At 66.9% G+C, this 13,442-nt stretch carries 12 protein-coding genes; 6 read left to right on the forward strand and 6 right to left on the reverse strand.

Annotation, left to right across the window (positions count from 1 at the left end; translation table 11 throughout):
- Window positions 1-28: 28 nt before the first annotated feature.
- The 5 genes from AC1EJR_RS15965 to AC1EJR_RS15985 all read left to right on the forward strand — a co-directional run bounded on the left by AC1EJR_RS15965 (window position 29) and on the right by AC1EJR_RS15985 (window position 4,002).
- A complete protein-coding gene (locus AC1EJR_RS15965; protein WP_092298611.1) occupies window positions 29-1,294 on the forward strand; it encodes a type II secretion system F family protein in 1,266 nt (421 codons plus the stop codon).
- A gap of 3 nt (window positions 1,295-1,297) precedes the next feature.
- Window positions 1,298-2,164: a prepilin peptidase gene (locus AC1EJR_RS15970; protein WP_092298608.1), complete on the forward strand. Its 867-nt coding sequence runs from the start codon at window positions 1,298-1,300 to the stop codon at window positions 2,162-2,164.
- Window positions 2,165-2,232: 68 nt separating this feature from the next.
- Window positions 2,233-2,841 carry a dephospho-CoA kinase gene (gene coaE, locus AC1EJR_RS15975; RefSeq protein WP_092298605.1) on the forward strand — a complete coding sequence of 203 codons (609 nt, stop codon included), beginning with the start codon at window positions 2,233-2,235 and terminating at the stop codon, window positions 2,839-2,841.
- Between the two features lie 200 nt (window positions 2,842-3,041).
- Complete coding sequence (gene zapD / locus AC1EJR_RS15980; RefSeq protein ID WP_092298602.1) at window positions 3,042-3,800, forward strand: cell division protein ZapD; 759 nt, start codon at window positions 3,042-3,044, stop codon at window positions 3,798-3,800.
- A gap of 10 nt (window positions 3,801-3,810) precedes the next feature.
- Window positions 3,811-4,002, forward strand: a complete 192-nt coding sequence (locus AC1EJR_RS15985; RefSeq protein WP_092298599.1) for a DNA gyrase inhibitor YacG — start codon at window positions 3,811-3,813, stop codon at window positions 4,000-4,002.
- Between the two features lie 29 nt (window positions 4,003-4,031).
- Here the strand turns inward: AC1EJR_RS15985 and AC1EJR_RS15990 are convergent, their stop codons facing one another.
- The 6 genes from AC1EJR_RS15990 to AC1EJR_RS16015 form a co-directional block, all read right to left on the reverse strand.
- Window positions 4,032-6,074, reverse strand: coding sequence for an OPT family oligopeptide transporter (locus AC1EJR_RS15990; protein ID WP_441643921.1), 2,043 nt, complete (start codon window positions 6,072-6,074; stop codon window positions 4,032-4,034).
- A gap of 64 nt (window positions 6,075-6,138) precedes the next feature.
- Window positions 6,139-6,579 carry an NUDIX domain-containing protein gene (locus tag AC1EJR_RS15995; RefSeq protein WP_092298593.1) on the reverse strand — a complete coding sequence of 147 codons (441 nt, stop codon included), beginning with the start codon at window positions 6,577-6,579 and terminating at the stop codon, window positions 6,139-6,141.
- On the reverse strand, window positions 6,576-7,475 hold the full coding sequence (locus tag AC1EJR_RS16000; RefSeq protein WP_092298590.1) for an ATP-binding protein: 900 nt from the start codon (window positions 7,473-7,475) through the stop codon (window positions 6,576-6,578). The genes AC1EJR_RS15995 and AC1EJR_RS16000 overlap by 4 nt, the downstream gene beginning before the upstream one ends.
- A 21-nt stretch (window positions 7,476-7,496) precedes the next feature.
- The gene (gene argJ, locus AC1EJR_RS16005; RefSeq protein WP_092298587.1) at window positions 7,497-8,723 is read right to left on the reverse strand and encodes a bifunctional glutamate N-acetyltransferase/amino-acid acetyltransferase ArgJ; all 1,227 of its coding nucleotides are present in this window, start codon (window positions 8,721-8,723) and stop codon (window positions 7,497-7,499) included.
- Window positions 8,724-8,833: 110 nt separating this feature from the next.
- Window positions 8,834-11,626 (reverse strand): preprotein translocase subunit SecA, encoded by a 2,793-nt coding sequence (gene secA / locus AC1EJR_RS16010; protein ID WP_441643922.1) that lies wholly within the window; start codon window positions 11,624-11,626, stop codon window positions 8,834-8,836.
- Window positions 11,627-11,827: 201 nt separating this feature from the next.
- Entirely contained in the window at window positions 11,828-12,775 is a 948-nt protein-coding gene (locus AC1EJR_RS16015) for a M23 family metallopeptidase (protein ID WP_092298580.1), read from the reverse strand.
- A 105-nt stretch (window positions 12,776-12,880) separates the two neighbouring features.
- On the opposite strand from AC1EJR_RS16015, the gene AC1EJR_RS16020 reads away from it, so the two are divergent.
- Window positions 12,881-13,390, forward strand: coding sequence for a DciA family protein (locus AC1EJR_RS16020; protein WP_092298577.1), 510 nt, complete (start codon window positions 12,881-12,883; stop codon window positions 13,388-13,390).
- The last annotated feature ends 52 nt before the right edge of the window (window positions 13,391-13,442 follow it).

Raw genomic sequence — 13,442 nt, forward strand, 5'->3', positions numbered from 1 at the left:
TCAATAGACATTAGTCGGGGGTCAAATCATGGCGACGCGCGCACCAGCGGCGGGCGCCCGGACGGCAGCGCCGTCGCGGGCCAAATCAGGGCGGAAGGCGCCCACGCAGTACATCTTCGAATGGGAAGCCAAGGACCGGAAGGGCAAGGGCTTCAAGGGCGAGCAACGGGCCGAAAGCCAGGCGGAGGTCGTCGCGACGCTGCGCAAGCAGGGCCTGACCGTCGTCAAGATGAAGAAGCGCAAGGCGGCGCGCGGCAAGAAGATCACCGAGAAGGACATCGCGTACTTCACGCGTCAGCTCTCGACGATGCTCAAGGCCGGTATTCCGCTGCTGCAATCGATCGACATCATCGCGCGCGGCCACGCCAACCCCAACTTCACGCAGCTGCTGTCCGACATCCGCTTCGACATCGAGGCCGGTAGCAGCATGGCCACTGCGTTCCGGCGCCAGCCGAAGTACTTCGACACGCTGTACTGCAACCTGATCGACGCCGGTGAACAGGGCGGTATTCTCGACGCCCTGCTGGAGCGCCTCTCGCTCTACATGGAAAAGACGATCGCGCTGAAGAGCCAGATCAAGTCCGCGATGATCTACCCGATCTCGGTGCTCTGCGTGGCCTTCGCCGTGACCGTGGTGCTGATGCTGTTCGTGATTCCGGCGTTCAAGGGCGTGTTCTCGAGCTTCGGCGCCGCCCTGCCCGCGCCGACGATGGTCGTGATCAACATGTCCGACTTCTTCGTCACGTACTGGTATCTGGTGATCGGGATACCGATTGCCTCGATCATCTTCTACCTCCGGGCGCGCAAGACCTCGGAAAAGGTCCAGCGCTGGCACGACAAGGCGCTGCTGAAGCTGCCGATCTTCGGCAGCCTGTTCCGCAAGGCCGTGATCGCGCGCTGGACCCGCACGCTGGCCACGATGTTCGCCGCCGGCACGCCGCTGGTGGAGTCGATGGAATCCGTGGCCGGCGCCGCCGGTAACTGGCTGTATTACGATGCCACGCGGGAAATCGAACAGGCCGTGCGGATCGGTACCAGCCTGACCAACGCGATGCAGGCCACGCACGTGTTCGACAACATGGTGCTTCAGATGACGCAGATCGGCGAGGAGTCCGGCGCGCTGGACAACATGCTGCTCAAGGTGGCGGAATTCTACGAGCGCGAGGTCGATGACGCCGTGGCGGCCATCTCCAGCCTGATCGAGCCGCTGATCATCGTGATCCTGGGCGTGCTGATTGGCGGCATGGTGGTGGCGATGTACCTGCCGATCTTCAAGCTGGGCCAGGTGGTGTGACCGATGCAGGCTGTATCCGCGCTTGAAGCCGTGCCGCCGCTGTTCCTGATCGTGGCGGCCGGCCTGCTTGGCCTGCTGGTGGGCAGTTTCCTCAACGTGGTGATCCATCGCCTGCCCCGGATGATGGAATACGACGAGGCCAACTATCTGGCCGAACTACGAGACGAGCCGCTGCCCCACCCGGACCGCTACAACCTCATGGTGCCGCGCTCGGCCTGCCCGCACTGCGGCCACCAGATCGCCGCCTGGGAAAACGTGCCGGTGGTCAGCTACCTGTTCCTGCGGGGGAAATGCTCGGCCTGCAAGGCGCCGATCAGTGTCCGCTATCCGCTGGTGGAGCTGGCCACGGCCGTGCTGACCGGGCTGGCGATGTGGCATTTCGGCCCGACCGTGCAGGCGCTGGCCGCGATCGTCATGGTCTGGAGCCTGGTCGCGCTGACCATGATCGACGCCGACACCCAGTTGCTGCCAGACCAGATCACGCTGCCCCTGCTCTGGCTCGGGCTGCTGCTGAACCTGAACGGCGCCTTCGCGCCGCTGGCCGATGCCGTGATTGGCGCCGCCGCCGGCTACCTGCTGCTGTGGAGTGTCTATTGGCTGTTCAAGCTCGTGCGCGGCAAGGAAGGCATGGGCTATGGCGATTTCAAGCTGATGGGCGCGCTGGGCGCCTGGTTCGGCTGGCAGGCGCTGCCGGCGCTGGTGCTGCTGTCGTCGGTGGTGGGCGCGGTGTTCGGCATCGTGCTGCTGGTTGTGCGGCGCCAGGGCCGCGAGACGCCGTTCCCGTTCGGGCCGTTCATCGCCGGCGCAGGGCTGATCGTGCTGTTCTTTGGCGCCGATGTGCTGCCGCTGGGGCTGACCTTCAGCCGCTGACCGACAGCCGCTGCCCGGAAAGCTGGTATCGTTGGCGCCATTCCTCCACGCTACCGACACGCTTCTCCATGCTGGAAATCGGACTCACGGGCGGCATCGGCTCCGGCAAGACCCGCGTTGCCGACATGTTTGCCGCGCGCGGCGCCGCGCTGATCGACACTGACCTGCTCGCGCATGAGATTACCGCGCCCGGCGGCGCCGCCATCGGCCCGCTGGTGGCGGCATTCGGCCCCGGCTGCCTGCGCCCGGACGGCGCCATGGACCGCGACGCCATGCGCGCCCTGGTCTTCTCGGACCCCACGGCCAAGGCCACGCTCGAAGGCATCACCCATCCGCTGATCCGCTCGCTGACCGAGTCGCGCGCCGCCGCCGTCCGTGCGGGCGGCCAGCATCCGTATCTGATCTATGTGGTGCCGCTGCTGGTGGAATCCGGCACCTGGCGCGCCCGCGTGGGCCGCGTGCTGGTGGTCGATTGCCAGGAAGAGACGCAGATCGCCCGCGTCATGGCGCGCAACGGCTTCACGCGCGCGCAGGTGCTGGCGATCATGGCCCGGCAGGCCACGCGCGCCGCGCGGCTGGCCGTGGCCGATGATGTGATCGACAACGACGGCCCGCCCGAGGCCCTCGCGCCCCAGGTGGAACGGCTCGACGCCTACTATCGTCAGCACGCCGGCTAGCGTGGCGCGCCCCGAGTACGCCGCACGGGCAGATTGCATTTGTCCTTGAGGCGCGACTCGCATAGAATGCGCTGAACATGCCGGGAAAAGCGTGCTAACTGACGGATTTTCCGAAGTTCCGCCAGACCGCCGACCTCGGGCACTCGATTGAATCTGCCTTTCGGCTTCCGGCCCCTCGGCGCGCAGCACGGATACCTCCCTTGATCCTGTACGAATATCCTTTCAACGAACGCATCAGGACGCTCCTGCGCCTGGAAGACCTGTTCGATCGGCTGGATTATTTCCTCGGGCAGGATCACCCCCAGCAGCATCACGTGGCCATTACGACGATCTTCGAGATCATCGATGTGGCCGGCCGCGCCGACCTCAAGACTGACCTGATCAAGGAACTGGAGCGCCAGCGCCAGGCGCTCTCGCCGCTGCGCGCCAATCCGCAGATCGACCAGGACGCGCTGGCCAACGTCATCGCCGAGATCGAACAGGGCATTACCGCGCTGAACCAGACCGTGGGCAAGGCCGGCCAGCTGCTGGCCGACAACGAGTGGCTCACGAGCATCCGCAGCCGCGCCATCATCCCGGGCGGCACCTGCGAATTCGACCTGCCGGCCTACTTCGCGTGGCAGCACCGCCCCGCCGAGGACCGTCAGGCTGATATCCTCAAGTGGGCGCGCCCGCTCACGTCGCTGCGCATGGGCACGTCGATCGTGCTGCGGCTGCTGCGCGAGTCCGGCCAGAGCGGCAAAGTCATCGCCACGGGCGGCAGCTACCAGCAGATGCTGTCGGGCCGCAGCTACCAGCTGATGCAGGTCTACCTCGACGACTCGCTGCTGGCCTTCATTCCCGAGATGAGCGCCAACAAGTACATGCTCTGGGTCCGTTTCACCCAGCAGGACGGCGACATGCGACCGCGTTCGGTCGATGCCGACATCCCGTTCCTGCTCAAGCTCTGCAATTTCTGAAGTCTTCCCGATGCCAGCCGTCGTCAAATGTCCCACCTGCGGCAAGGATGTGCCGTGGGTGCAGGAAAACAAGTTCCGTCCCTTCTGTTCCGACCGCTGCAAGCAGATCGACCTTGGCGCCTGGGCGGCCGAGAAGTATGTGATCGGCGGCAAGCCCGGCGAGACGCCCTCGGCGGACCTGCCTGAAGAAGAGGAAGACTGAGCGGCGCCCGGCGCCCCCTCCTCCGCGCCCTACCGCGTCGCCAGCACGCGCCGGCAGAACCCCACGCAGACCAGCACGAAGACCGCCAGCCCCAGCCACTCGGCCGTGGTGGCAAACCCTGCGCCGACCAGCGCCAGTGGCGCCTCCTTGCCGGACAGGCCGATGATGGCCGCCAGCGCCACGCCGACCAGACTCTCCCCGACGATCAGCCCCGACGCCAGCAGCGTGCCGCGCCGCTCGGCGTGCGCCACCGCCAGCGTCACGTCATCGCCGCGCGCCTCGGCGCGGCGGCGCTCGGCCCGCAGCAGCCACCACGACAGCACCGCGCCCACCACCAGCGCGGAGCTGATGGTCGGCGGCAGGTAGATGCCGATGCCCACCGCCAGCACGGGCAGGCGCGCCACACCGCCCCGGCGGCGCAGCATTTCGTCGATGGCAATCAGCACCACGCCCAGCGCCACGCCGATCAGGATCATGGTCCAGTTGAGCTGGTGCGTGAAAATGCCCGTGGCGATGGCCGTCATCAGCGTGGCCTGCGGCGCCGCGAGCGCCTGGCCGGGGTCCATATCGGCCCGGGGCAGCGTGCCGGCAAAGCCGTACGCGTTGTAGAGCAGTTCCAGCACCGGCGGAATCACCGCCGCGCCCACGGCGCAGCCAATCAGCAGCGCTACCTGCTGGCGCCACGGCGTGGCGCCGACCAGCCAGCCGGTCTTCAGATCCTGGAGGTTGTCGTTGGCGATGGACGCCACCGCCACCACCGCCGACGTCGTGAAGATCGCCAGCGCAATCGCGAACTTGCCGCCCTCCGGCGTGCCCATCAGCCCATCGAGCGTGCCCACGCCGAGGATCAGCAGCGACACCAGGATCACGGCGATGATGCCGATGCCCGAGATCGGGCTGGCAGACGAGCCGACCAGCCCCGCCATATAGCCGCAGGCGGCCGCCACCAGGAAGCCGAACACGAAGGCGAACAGCACGGCGCAGGCCACGAGCCGCCACATCGCGCCGTCATCGAGCGGCGACGGGGCGAGGAAATGGCCAAACGTGACCGCCAGCACCGCGAGCAGCACCAGCGTGATGGCGCCGATCCAGACCGCCGGCAGGTCGCGCTGGGTCCGTGGGATCTCGCCGCCCTGCCCGGCACCTTGTCCGGCACTGTTCCCGCGCAGCGCACCCATCGACGCCCGCACGCCCTCGACCATCGGCTTGAACAACGTGGCGAGCGTCCAGATCGCGGCAATCCCGATCGTGCCGGCACCGATAAAGCGTGCCTGCGTACTCCAGACCGAGGTGCCGAAGCTCGCCAGCGTGGCGCCAGCCGGCATCGGCGTAATCGCGGTCAGCCACGGCACGGCCACGCCCCATGTGAGCACGAGGCCCAGCAGCATGGCCAGCCCGCCGACGATGCCGACCAGATACCCGGCACCGACCAGCGCCAGCGAGAACCCCATCGACAGCCGCACCACCGACGCGCCCGCCGCCAGCCACGCATTGGCCCCTTCGGCCAGCACGCGCAGCCCGCCCGCGGCGAAGCTGAACAGCCCCGCCGCCACGCCGCCGGCTAGCAGATCGGCCAGTCCGGTGGCCTGCTTGGCCTCGCCGGGCGCCTCGCTGGCGCTGCCCACGCGCAGGATCTCTGCAGCCGCGACGCCCTCGGGGTACGGCAGGTCGCTCTTTACGACCATCGCGTGACGTAGCGGAATGCTGAAAATCACGCCGAGCATGCCGCCCGCCGCGCAGATCGACAGCGTCTGCCAGAACGGAAATCCCTGCCAGTGGCCGAGCATGACCAGCCCCGGCAGGATGAAGATGATCGACGACAAGGTGCCCGCGGCGGACGCCTGCGTCTGCACCATGTTGTTTTCGAGGATATTGGCGCCCGGAAACAGCCGCAGCACGGCCATCGAAATCACGGCGGCTGGAATGGCGGAGGAGAAGGTCAGGCCGACTTTCAGGCCGAGGTAGATGTTGGACGCGGTGAACACCACGGTGATCAGCGCGCCCAGGATGATGCCGCGCAGCGTCAGCTCGGGCAGGGAGATGGCATCGTCGATGCGGTCGACACGTTGCATTGGGCCTCCAGTGTTTGTTGTTCAACTTCTGGTGACGGGGGCGACGGGACTGGCATGCGGCCACTCAGGGCGTGGGGCGCTCCTCTGCGAGCCATGCCACGACGGGGATCGTCGCCGGCAGCAGCGGGCCGACATCGACCGGGGCGTACTGCCACGAGAACGCCTGGCCTTCGCGACCGACCGGCTGGCCAACCCAGTCGGTGACCTTGCAGAAATAGAGCCGCACATAGGCGTGCGGGTAATCATGTTCGAGCGTATGCCAGCGCTCGCTGCGCGTGACATCGAGGCCGAGTTCCTCGTGCAGCTCGCGCGCCAGCGCAGCCTCGACGGTCTCGCCCGGCTCCAGCTTGCCGCCCGGGAATTCCCAGTAGCCCTCGTATGGCTTGCCCGCCGGGCGCTGCGCCAGCAGGAAGCGGCCATCGGGCCGCACCAGCACGCCGACGGCCACCTCGGTGACCGGGCGCGCCTGGCCGTCCGGGGACACTACCGTGCCGGCGCCGCTCATGCCTGGGGTCCCACGTCGGCCACGAAGGGCTTGCCGTGCTTGCCACCCCAGTCGCGCGCGAACTGCCACGCCACCCGGCCCGAGCGCGAACCGCGCTCCAGCGCCCAGACCAGCGCATCGCCACGCGCGGCGGCAATGTCTTCGGCGCTGCAGCCGAAGTGCCCGAGCCAATGGCCGACGATGGCCAGGTACTCGTCCTGCTTGGGCGGATAGAACGACAGCCACAGCCCGAAGCGCTCGGACAGCGAGATCTTCTCCTCGACCACCTCGCCCGGATGGATTTCGCCATCGGCCGTGTGCTGGTAGGTCTCGTTGTCCTTCATGTACTCGGGCAGCAGGTGGCGGCGGTTGGACGTGGCGTAGATCAGCACGTTGTCCGACTGGGCGGCCACCGAGCCGTCCAGCGCGGACTTCAGCGACTTGTAGCCCGACTCGCCTTCCTCGAACGACAGGTCATCGCAGAAGATCACGAAGCGCTCGGGCCGCTGGGCCAGCTGTTCGACGATATCGCCGAGGTCGCCCAGATCGTCCTTGTCCACCTCCACCAGCCGCAGCCCTTGCTTCACGTACGCGTTCAGGCAGGCCTTGATCAGCGACGACTTGCCGGTGCCACGCGCGCCGGTCAGCAGCACGTTGTTGGCCGGCAGCTTCTGCACGAACTGGCGCGTATTGGCGACGATGGCGTCCTTCTGGCGCTCGATGTTCTTGAGATCGTCCAGATAGATCGGCGGAAGCTGCTTGATCGCCTGCAGATAGCCGATATTGCCGAACAGGCTCTGACGCTTGCGCCAGCGGAACGCTACCGCCTCCTGCCAGTCCGCGTCGCTCAGTTGCGGCGGCAGCCATTGTTCCAGTCGGGCGAGAAAGCTATCGAGGCGGGCAGCAAGGTCAGACATGGCAGGGGCGAATTCAGAAAATTACGAACGATAGTCGGCGTTGATCGACACGTAGTCGTGCGAGAGGTCGCAGGTCCACACGGTGGCTTCGGCGTTGCCGCGGCCCAGCGCGATGCGCACGGTGATCTCGGCCTGCTTCATCACGCGCTGGCCGTCTTCCTCGCGGTAGTCGGGGTTGCGGCCGCCGTCGCGGGCCACCCAGACGTCATCGAGCCACAGGTTCACGCGATCGACGTCGAGGTCGTTCACACCGGCATAGCCCACGGCGGCCAGGATGCGGCCCAGGTTGGGGTCCGAGGCGTAGAACGCGGTCTTGACCAGCGGCGAATGCGCCACCGCGTAGGCGATCTGGCGGCATTCGGCCACGTTGTTGCCGCCTTCCACGTGAATCGTCATCAGCTTGGTGGCACCCTCGCCATCGCGCACGATCATCTGGGCCAGTTCCTGCGCCAGCGACGTCACGGCGTCGCGCAGCGCGGCGAAGGCCGGGCCGTCGGCGCGGTCAATGGACACGCCAGCCTTGCCCGTGGCGATCAGCACGAACGAGTCATTGGTCGACGTATCGCCATCGATGGTGATGCTGTTGAACGAATGGTCGGCGGCGTGCGAAACCAGTGCCTGGAGCACCGGCTGCGCCACGGCGGCGTCCAGCGCGATGAAGCCGAGCATGGTCGCCATGTTCGGGCGGATCATGCCGGCGCCCTTGCTGATGCCGGACAGCGTGACCGTCTTGCCGTCGATCTGCACCGTGCGCGACGCGGCCTTGGGCTGCGTGTCGGTGGTCATGATCGACTCGGCGGCGGCCAGCCAGTTGTCGGCGCGCGCATTGGCGATGGCAGCCGGCAGCGCGGCGGTCAGGCGATCGACCGGAAGCTGCTCCAGGATCACGCCAGTCGAGAACGGCAGCACCTGGTTGGCGGCGATGCCAAGCTGGGCGGCCAGGGCGTCGCACGTGGCGCGCGCGGCCTTCAGGCCCGGTTCGCCGGTGCCGGCGTTGGCATTGCCGGTGTTGACCACCAGCGCGCGGATGCCCGGGCCCGTGGCGAGGTGCTCGCGGCAAACCTGCACCGGCGCGGCGCAGAAGCGGTTCTGCGTGAACACGCCGGCCACGGTGCTGCCTTCGGCCACGCGGACCACGAGCACATCCTTGCGATTGGCCTTGCGGATGCCCGCCTCGGCCCAACCCAGCTCCACGCCGGCAACGGATTTCAAATTCTCTGCCTGAGGCAGCGGCAGGTTCACGGGCATGTGCGGCTCCTTGGTTGCATCTGACAAATATGCCCGCTTGCGCGGGCATTGTGCGGTCTGTGACTCCCCTCTCCCGGACGATGTCGCGGGAGAGGGAGAGGGTCCCCGGCTCAGCTAAGCTTGCCGTGGCACTGCTTGAACTTCTTGCCCGATCCGCACGGGCACGGATCGTTACGGCCAACCTTCGGCATGCCGGCCACCGCCATGTCCGCGCCCATCGCGGCCATGGCCGCCTGCGCGGTGCCACGGCGCGCCAGCGAGGCGTCTTCCACCGGCTCGGCGCGTTCGGCAAACTCGTCGTGCTTGTACTGCACGTTCTCCAGATGCGCCAGCCCTTCCTCAATCTGCTCCGAAGCCTGCTCGAGTTGCTCCGGCGACTGGATCTGCACATTGAAGATCACGCGGGTGACTTCGCTCTTGATCACGTCCAGCAGGCGCGCGAACAGTTCGAACGACTCGCGCTTGTACTCCTGCTTCGGGTCCTTCTGCGCATAGCCGCGCAGGTGGATACCCTGGCGCAGGTGGTCCAGCGCGGCCAGATGCTCGCGCCAGTGCGTGTCGATGCTCTGGAGCATGACCGAGCGCTCGAAGCCTGCGAACGACTCCCGGCCCACCTGGTTGACCTTGGCGTCGTAGGTTTCGCGCGCCGTGGTCATCACCAGATTCAGCAGTTCTTCATCCTCGATGCTCTGGGCGCCCTCGATGGTCTTGGCCAGCGGCACGTCCAGGCCCCAGTCGTCGCGCAGGCGCGTTTCCAGGCTGGCGATGTCCCACTGCTCTTCCATGGTCTCGGCAGGCACGTGGGCGCGGAACAGCTCCACCAGCACGCTCTCGCGCAGGTTGCCCACCATCTCGCCGACGTCGTTCGATTCCAGCACGTCGTTGCGGAGCTTGTAGATCTCCTTGCGCTGGTCGTTGGCCACGTCGTCGTACTGGAGCAGCTGCTTGCGGATGTCGAAGTTGCGGCCTTCCACCTTGCGCTGTGCCGATTCGATCGAGCGCGTGACGATGCCAGCCTCGATCGGCTCGCCTTCGGGCATCTTCAGCCGTTCCATGATCGCGCGCACGCGGTCGCCGGCGAAGATGCGCAGCAGCTGGTCGTCCAGCGACAGGTAGAAGCGCGACGAACCCGGGTCACCCTGGCGGCCGGCACGGCCACGCAGCTGGTTGTCGATCCGGCGCGACTCATGGCGCTCGGTGCCGACGATATGCAGGCCGCCGGCGGCCTTGACCTGATCGTGCAGAGACTGCCATTCGTCCTTGAGCTGGGCGATGCGGGCGGCCTTGTCGGCGTCCGACAGGCTTGCGTCGATCTCGATGAAGCCGGCCTGCTTCTCCACGTTGCCGCCCAGCACGATGTCGGTACCGCGACCGGCCATGTTCGTGGCGATCGTGATCATCTTGGGGCGGCCCGCCTGGGCCACGATCTCGGCTTCGCGCTCGTGCTGCTTGGCGTTCAGCACCTGGTGGGGCAGTTTTTCCTTGTTCAGCAGGTCCGACAGGTACTCGGACGTCTCGATCGACGTCGTGCCCACCAGCACCGGCTGGCCGCGCTCGAAACAGTCGCGGATGTCGCGCACCACAGCGTCGTAGCGTTCCTTCGACGTCTTGTAGATCTGGTCCTGCAGGTCCTTGCGCTGGGCCTGGCGGTTGGTTGGGATCACCACGACCTCGAGGCCGTAGATTTCCTGGAATTCGTACGCTTCCGTGTCCGCCGTACCGGTCATGCCGGCCAGCTTCTCGTACATGCGGAAGTAGTTCTGGAAGGTGATGGTCGCCAGCGTCTGGTTTTCCTGCTGGACCGTCACGCCTTCCTTGGCTTCCACGGCCTGGTGCAGGCCGTCGGACCAGCGGCGGCCCGTCATCAGGCGGCCCGTGAATTCATCGACGATCACCACTTCGTCGTTCTGCACCACGTAGTGCTGGTCGCGGTGGAACAGGCTGTGCGCGCGCAGGGCGGCGTACAGGTGGTGCATCAGCGTGATGTTCTGCGGCGCGTAGAGCGATTCGCCCTCGCCGATCAGGCCCTGCTGGTTCAGGATCTCTTCCGCCTTCTCGTGGCCGGCCTCGGTCAGGTAGACCTGATGGCCCTTCTCGTCGACGTAGTAGTCGCCGGGCGTCTCCACGCCGGTGCCGTCGGCCTTTTCCTCGCCGATCTGGCGCACGAGCAGCTTGGGAATGCCGTTCATGCGCTGGTACAGGTCGGTCTGGTTCTCGGCCTGACCCGAGATGATCAGCGGCGTACGCGCCTCATCGATCAGGATCGAGTCCACTTCGTCGACGATCGCGTAGTGCAGCGGGCGCTGCACGCGCTGCGACGGGTCGTAGACCATGTTGTCGCGCAGGTAGTCGAAGCCGAACTCGTTGTTCGTGCCGTAGGTGATGTCCGAGTTATAGGCGCGCTGCTTCTCGTCATGAGGCATCTGCGAGAGGTTGACCCCCACCGACAGCCCCAGGAAGTTGTACAGGCGGCCCATCCACTCGGCATCGCGCTGGGCCAGATAGTCGTTCACGGTCACCACGTGCACGCCCTTGCCGGTAATGGCATTGAGGTACACGGCCAGCGTGGCGGTCAGCGTCTTGCCCTCGCCGGTACGCATTTCGGCGATCTTGTTGTCGTTCAGGACCATGCCGCCGATCAGCTGCACGTCGAAGTGGCGCATCTTCATGACGCGCTTGCTGGCCTCGCGGCAGACGGCAAACGCCTCCGGCAACAGCGCGTCAATCGATTCGCCGCCCGCGTGGCGCTGGCGGAAGGTCTCGGTCATGCCGCGCAGGTCGTCGTCCGAAAGCTGTTCGAATTTCGGCTCCAGCGCGTTGATCTTCACGACCATGCCGCGATATTGTTTGATCAGCCGTTCGTTGCGGCTGCCGAAGACTTTCTTGAGAAGGCCCGTGATCATCGAGTGCTTTCCCCTGCGCGCGCGGCCCGGATACAGCTTGGACGACGGCGAGGAATGGGTGGATTGGCGCAAAACGCCGAGTTTATCATGTGGCGGTGTCGTGGCCGGGACCCAAACAGGCTCCTTCTGCGCTGGCGCAACAGCCGCCAGACCACCTTCGACAGGTTGGGACTCTCCCGCCGCCTTCAATGTTCCGCGCAGTTAGCGGATGGCAGTGCGATCGGTCGGCACGGGCGCCGTGGCAATGGCCGGTGCCGGGGCCGGGTTCGGCGCGGCGGCGGTCAGGAACCCGATCGGGTTACGCGGCACGCCGTTGACGTGGACCTCGAAGTGCAGGTGCGCGCCGGTGGACCGGCCCGTACTGCCCACGCGCGCCACTTCCTGCCCCGCGCGGACCAGATCGCCCACCTTCACCAGCGACTTCGACGCATGCGCATAGCGGGTCTTGAGCCCGTTACCATGGTCGATGTCGATCATGTTGCCGTACTCGGGGTGCCATTCGGCCGCCACGACCACCCCGCCGGCCGCCGCGACGATCGGCGTACCAATCGGGGCGACGAAATCCACACCATCGTGCCGGGTGCGCCGGCCCGAGAACGGATCGATGCGGGCGCCGAAGCTCGAGCCATCGTAGCCCACCGCCACCGGCATCACGCTCGGCGTGCGGCGCTCGCGCAGTTGGCGGTCGATGAGTGCCCCTTCGATCACATCGAAGAAATCGACGCGATGGTCGGCCTGCTTGCCGAGCCGGGCCAGTTCGTCGCGCAGGTCGGGCAGGGTCAGCGCGGTGGATCGCTCGACCGCGGCGGGGCCGCCCCGGGCCGGGCGATGGCGGAAGTCGAAGTCCTGCGGCGCGATGCCGGCCAGGCCGGACACGCGCTCGCCGAGCGCATCGAGCCGGACCATCTGGGCCTGGAGTTCGCCGACGCGGGCAGCCAGCACGGCGAGGTTGGCGCGCAGGTAGGCGTTGTCGCGCGCCTGCCCGGAGGCCTCGGCGCCCGGCTGGGCACGGGCGACATACCAGGTGATAGCGGAAGATGCGGCGGCCACGAGCAGGCACAGCACGATGGCAAGTAGCCCGGCGCGCAACGGCGTGAGCTGAAGACGGAACACCCGCGGCGCACGCGGATGCAGCACGATGATTTGCATGACCTACCCCCTTCGCCGACAAAAAAGAGGCCGACCGGCCTCGTCGCGCATGCGGGCGGGGCATCCCGGCTCTCGGTGGCCAGGATTGCGCGCTAGAATGCGCGCATGCGCATGTTCACTCACCACGCTCTCCAGACGCCGGTTGCCAAGCCACTCAACGATTGGCTGAACAAGTCCGGGCCGGTTTCGGCGCTCATGCAGACGGCGCGCGAACTGGCGTCACTGGAAGCGGAAGTCCTGTCGCTCCTGCCCCGCGGCCTGCAGGACGGGATCGCCGTGGCCGGTGTCAAACATGACAACCGGGGCCCGCAGGCGGAAGCGACATTGCTGTTGCTGGCCGCGCATGGCGCGGCGGCTGCGCGGGTGCGGCAAGTGGTGCCGACCCTGCTTACCCGGCTGCAACAGCGGGGCTCGCAGGTTACCGCAATCCGGGTACGGGTACAACCGGAGGTCGGGCGGGGGGATTGGGACACCGGTCCGGTCACGCGCCAGCCCCGCACGGCCAACCTGCCGCCGGTGGGGCTGACCAGCATGGATCAACTGGCGCAGAGCCTGGAATCCTCGCCGCTGAAGGAAGCGGTGGAGGCGTTGCTGGCGCGGCATCGCAACCGCTGACGCCGCCGTACTAAATAGAAACGGCCTCCCAAGGGAGGCCGTTGTCGTTTGC

It is taken from the genome of Cupriavidus sp. 05T42, assembly GCF_056396345.1.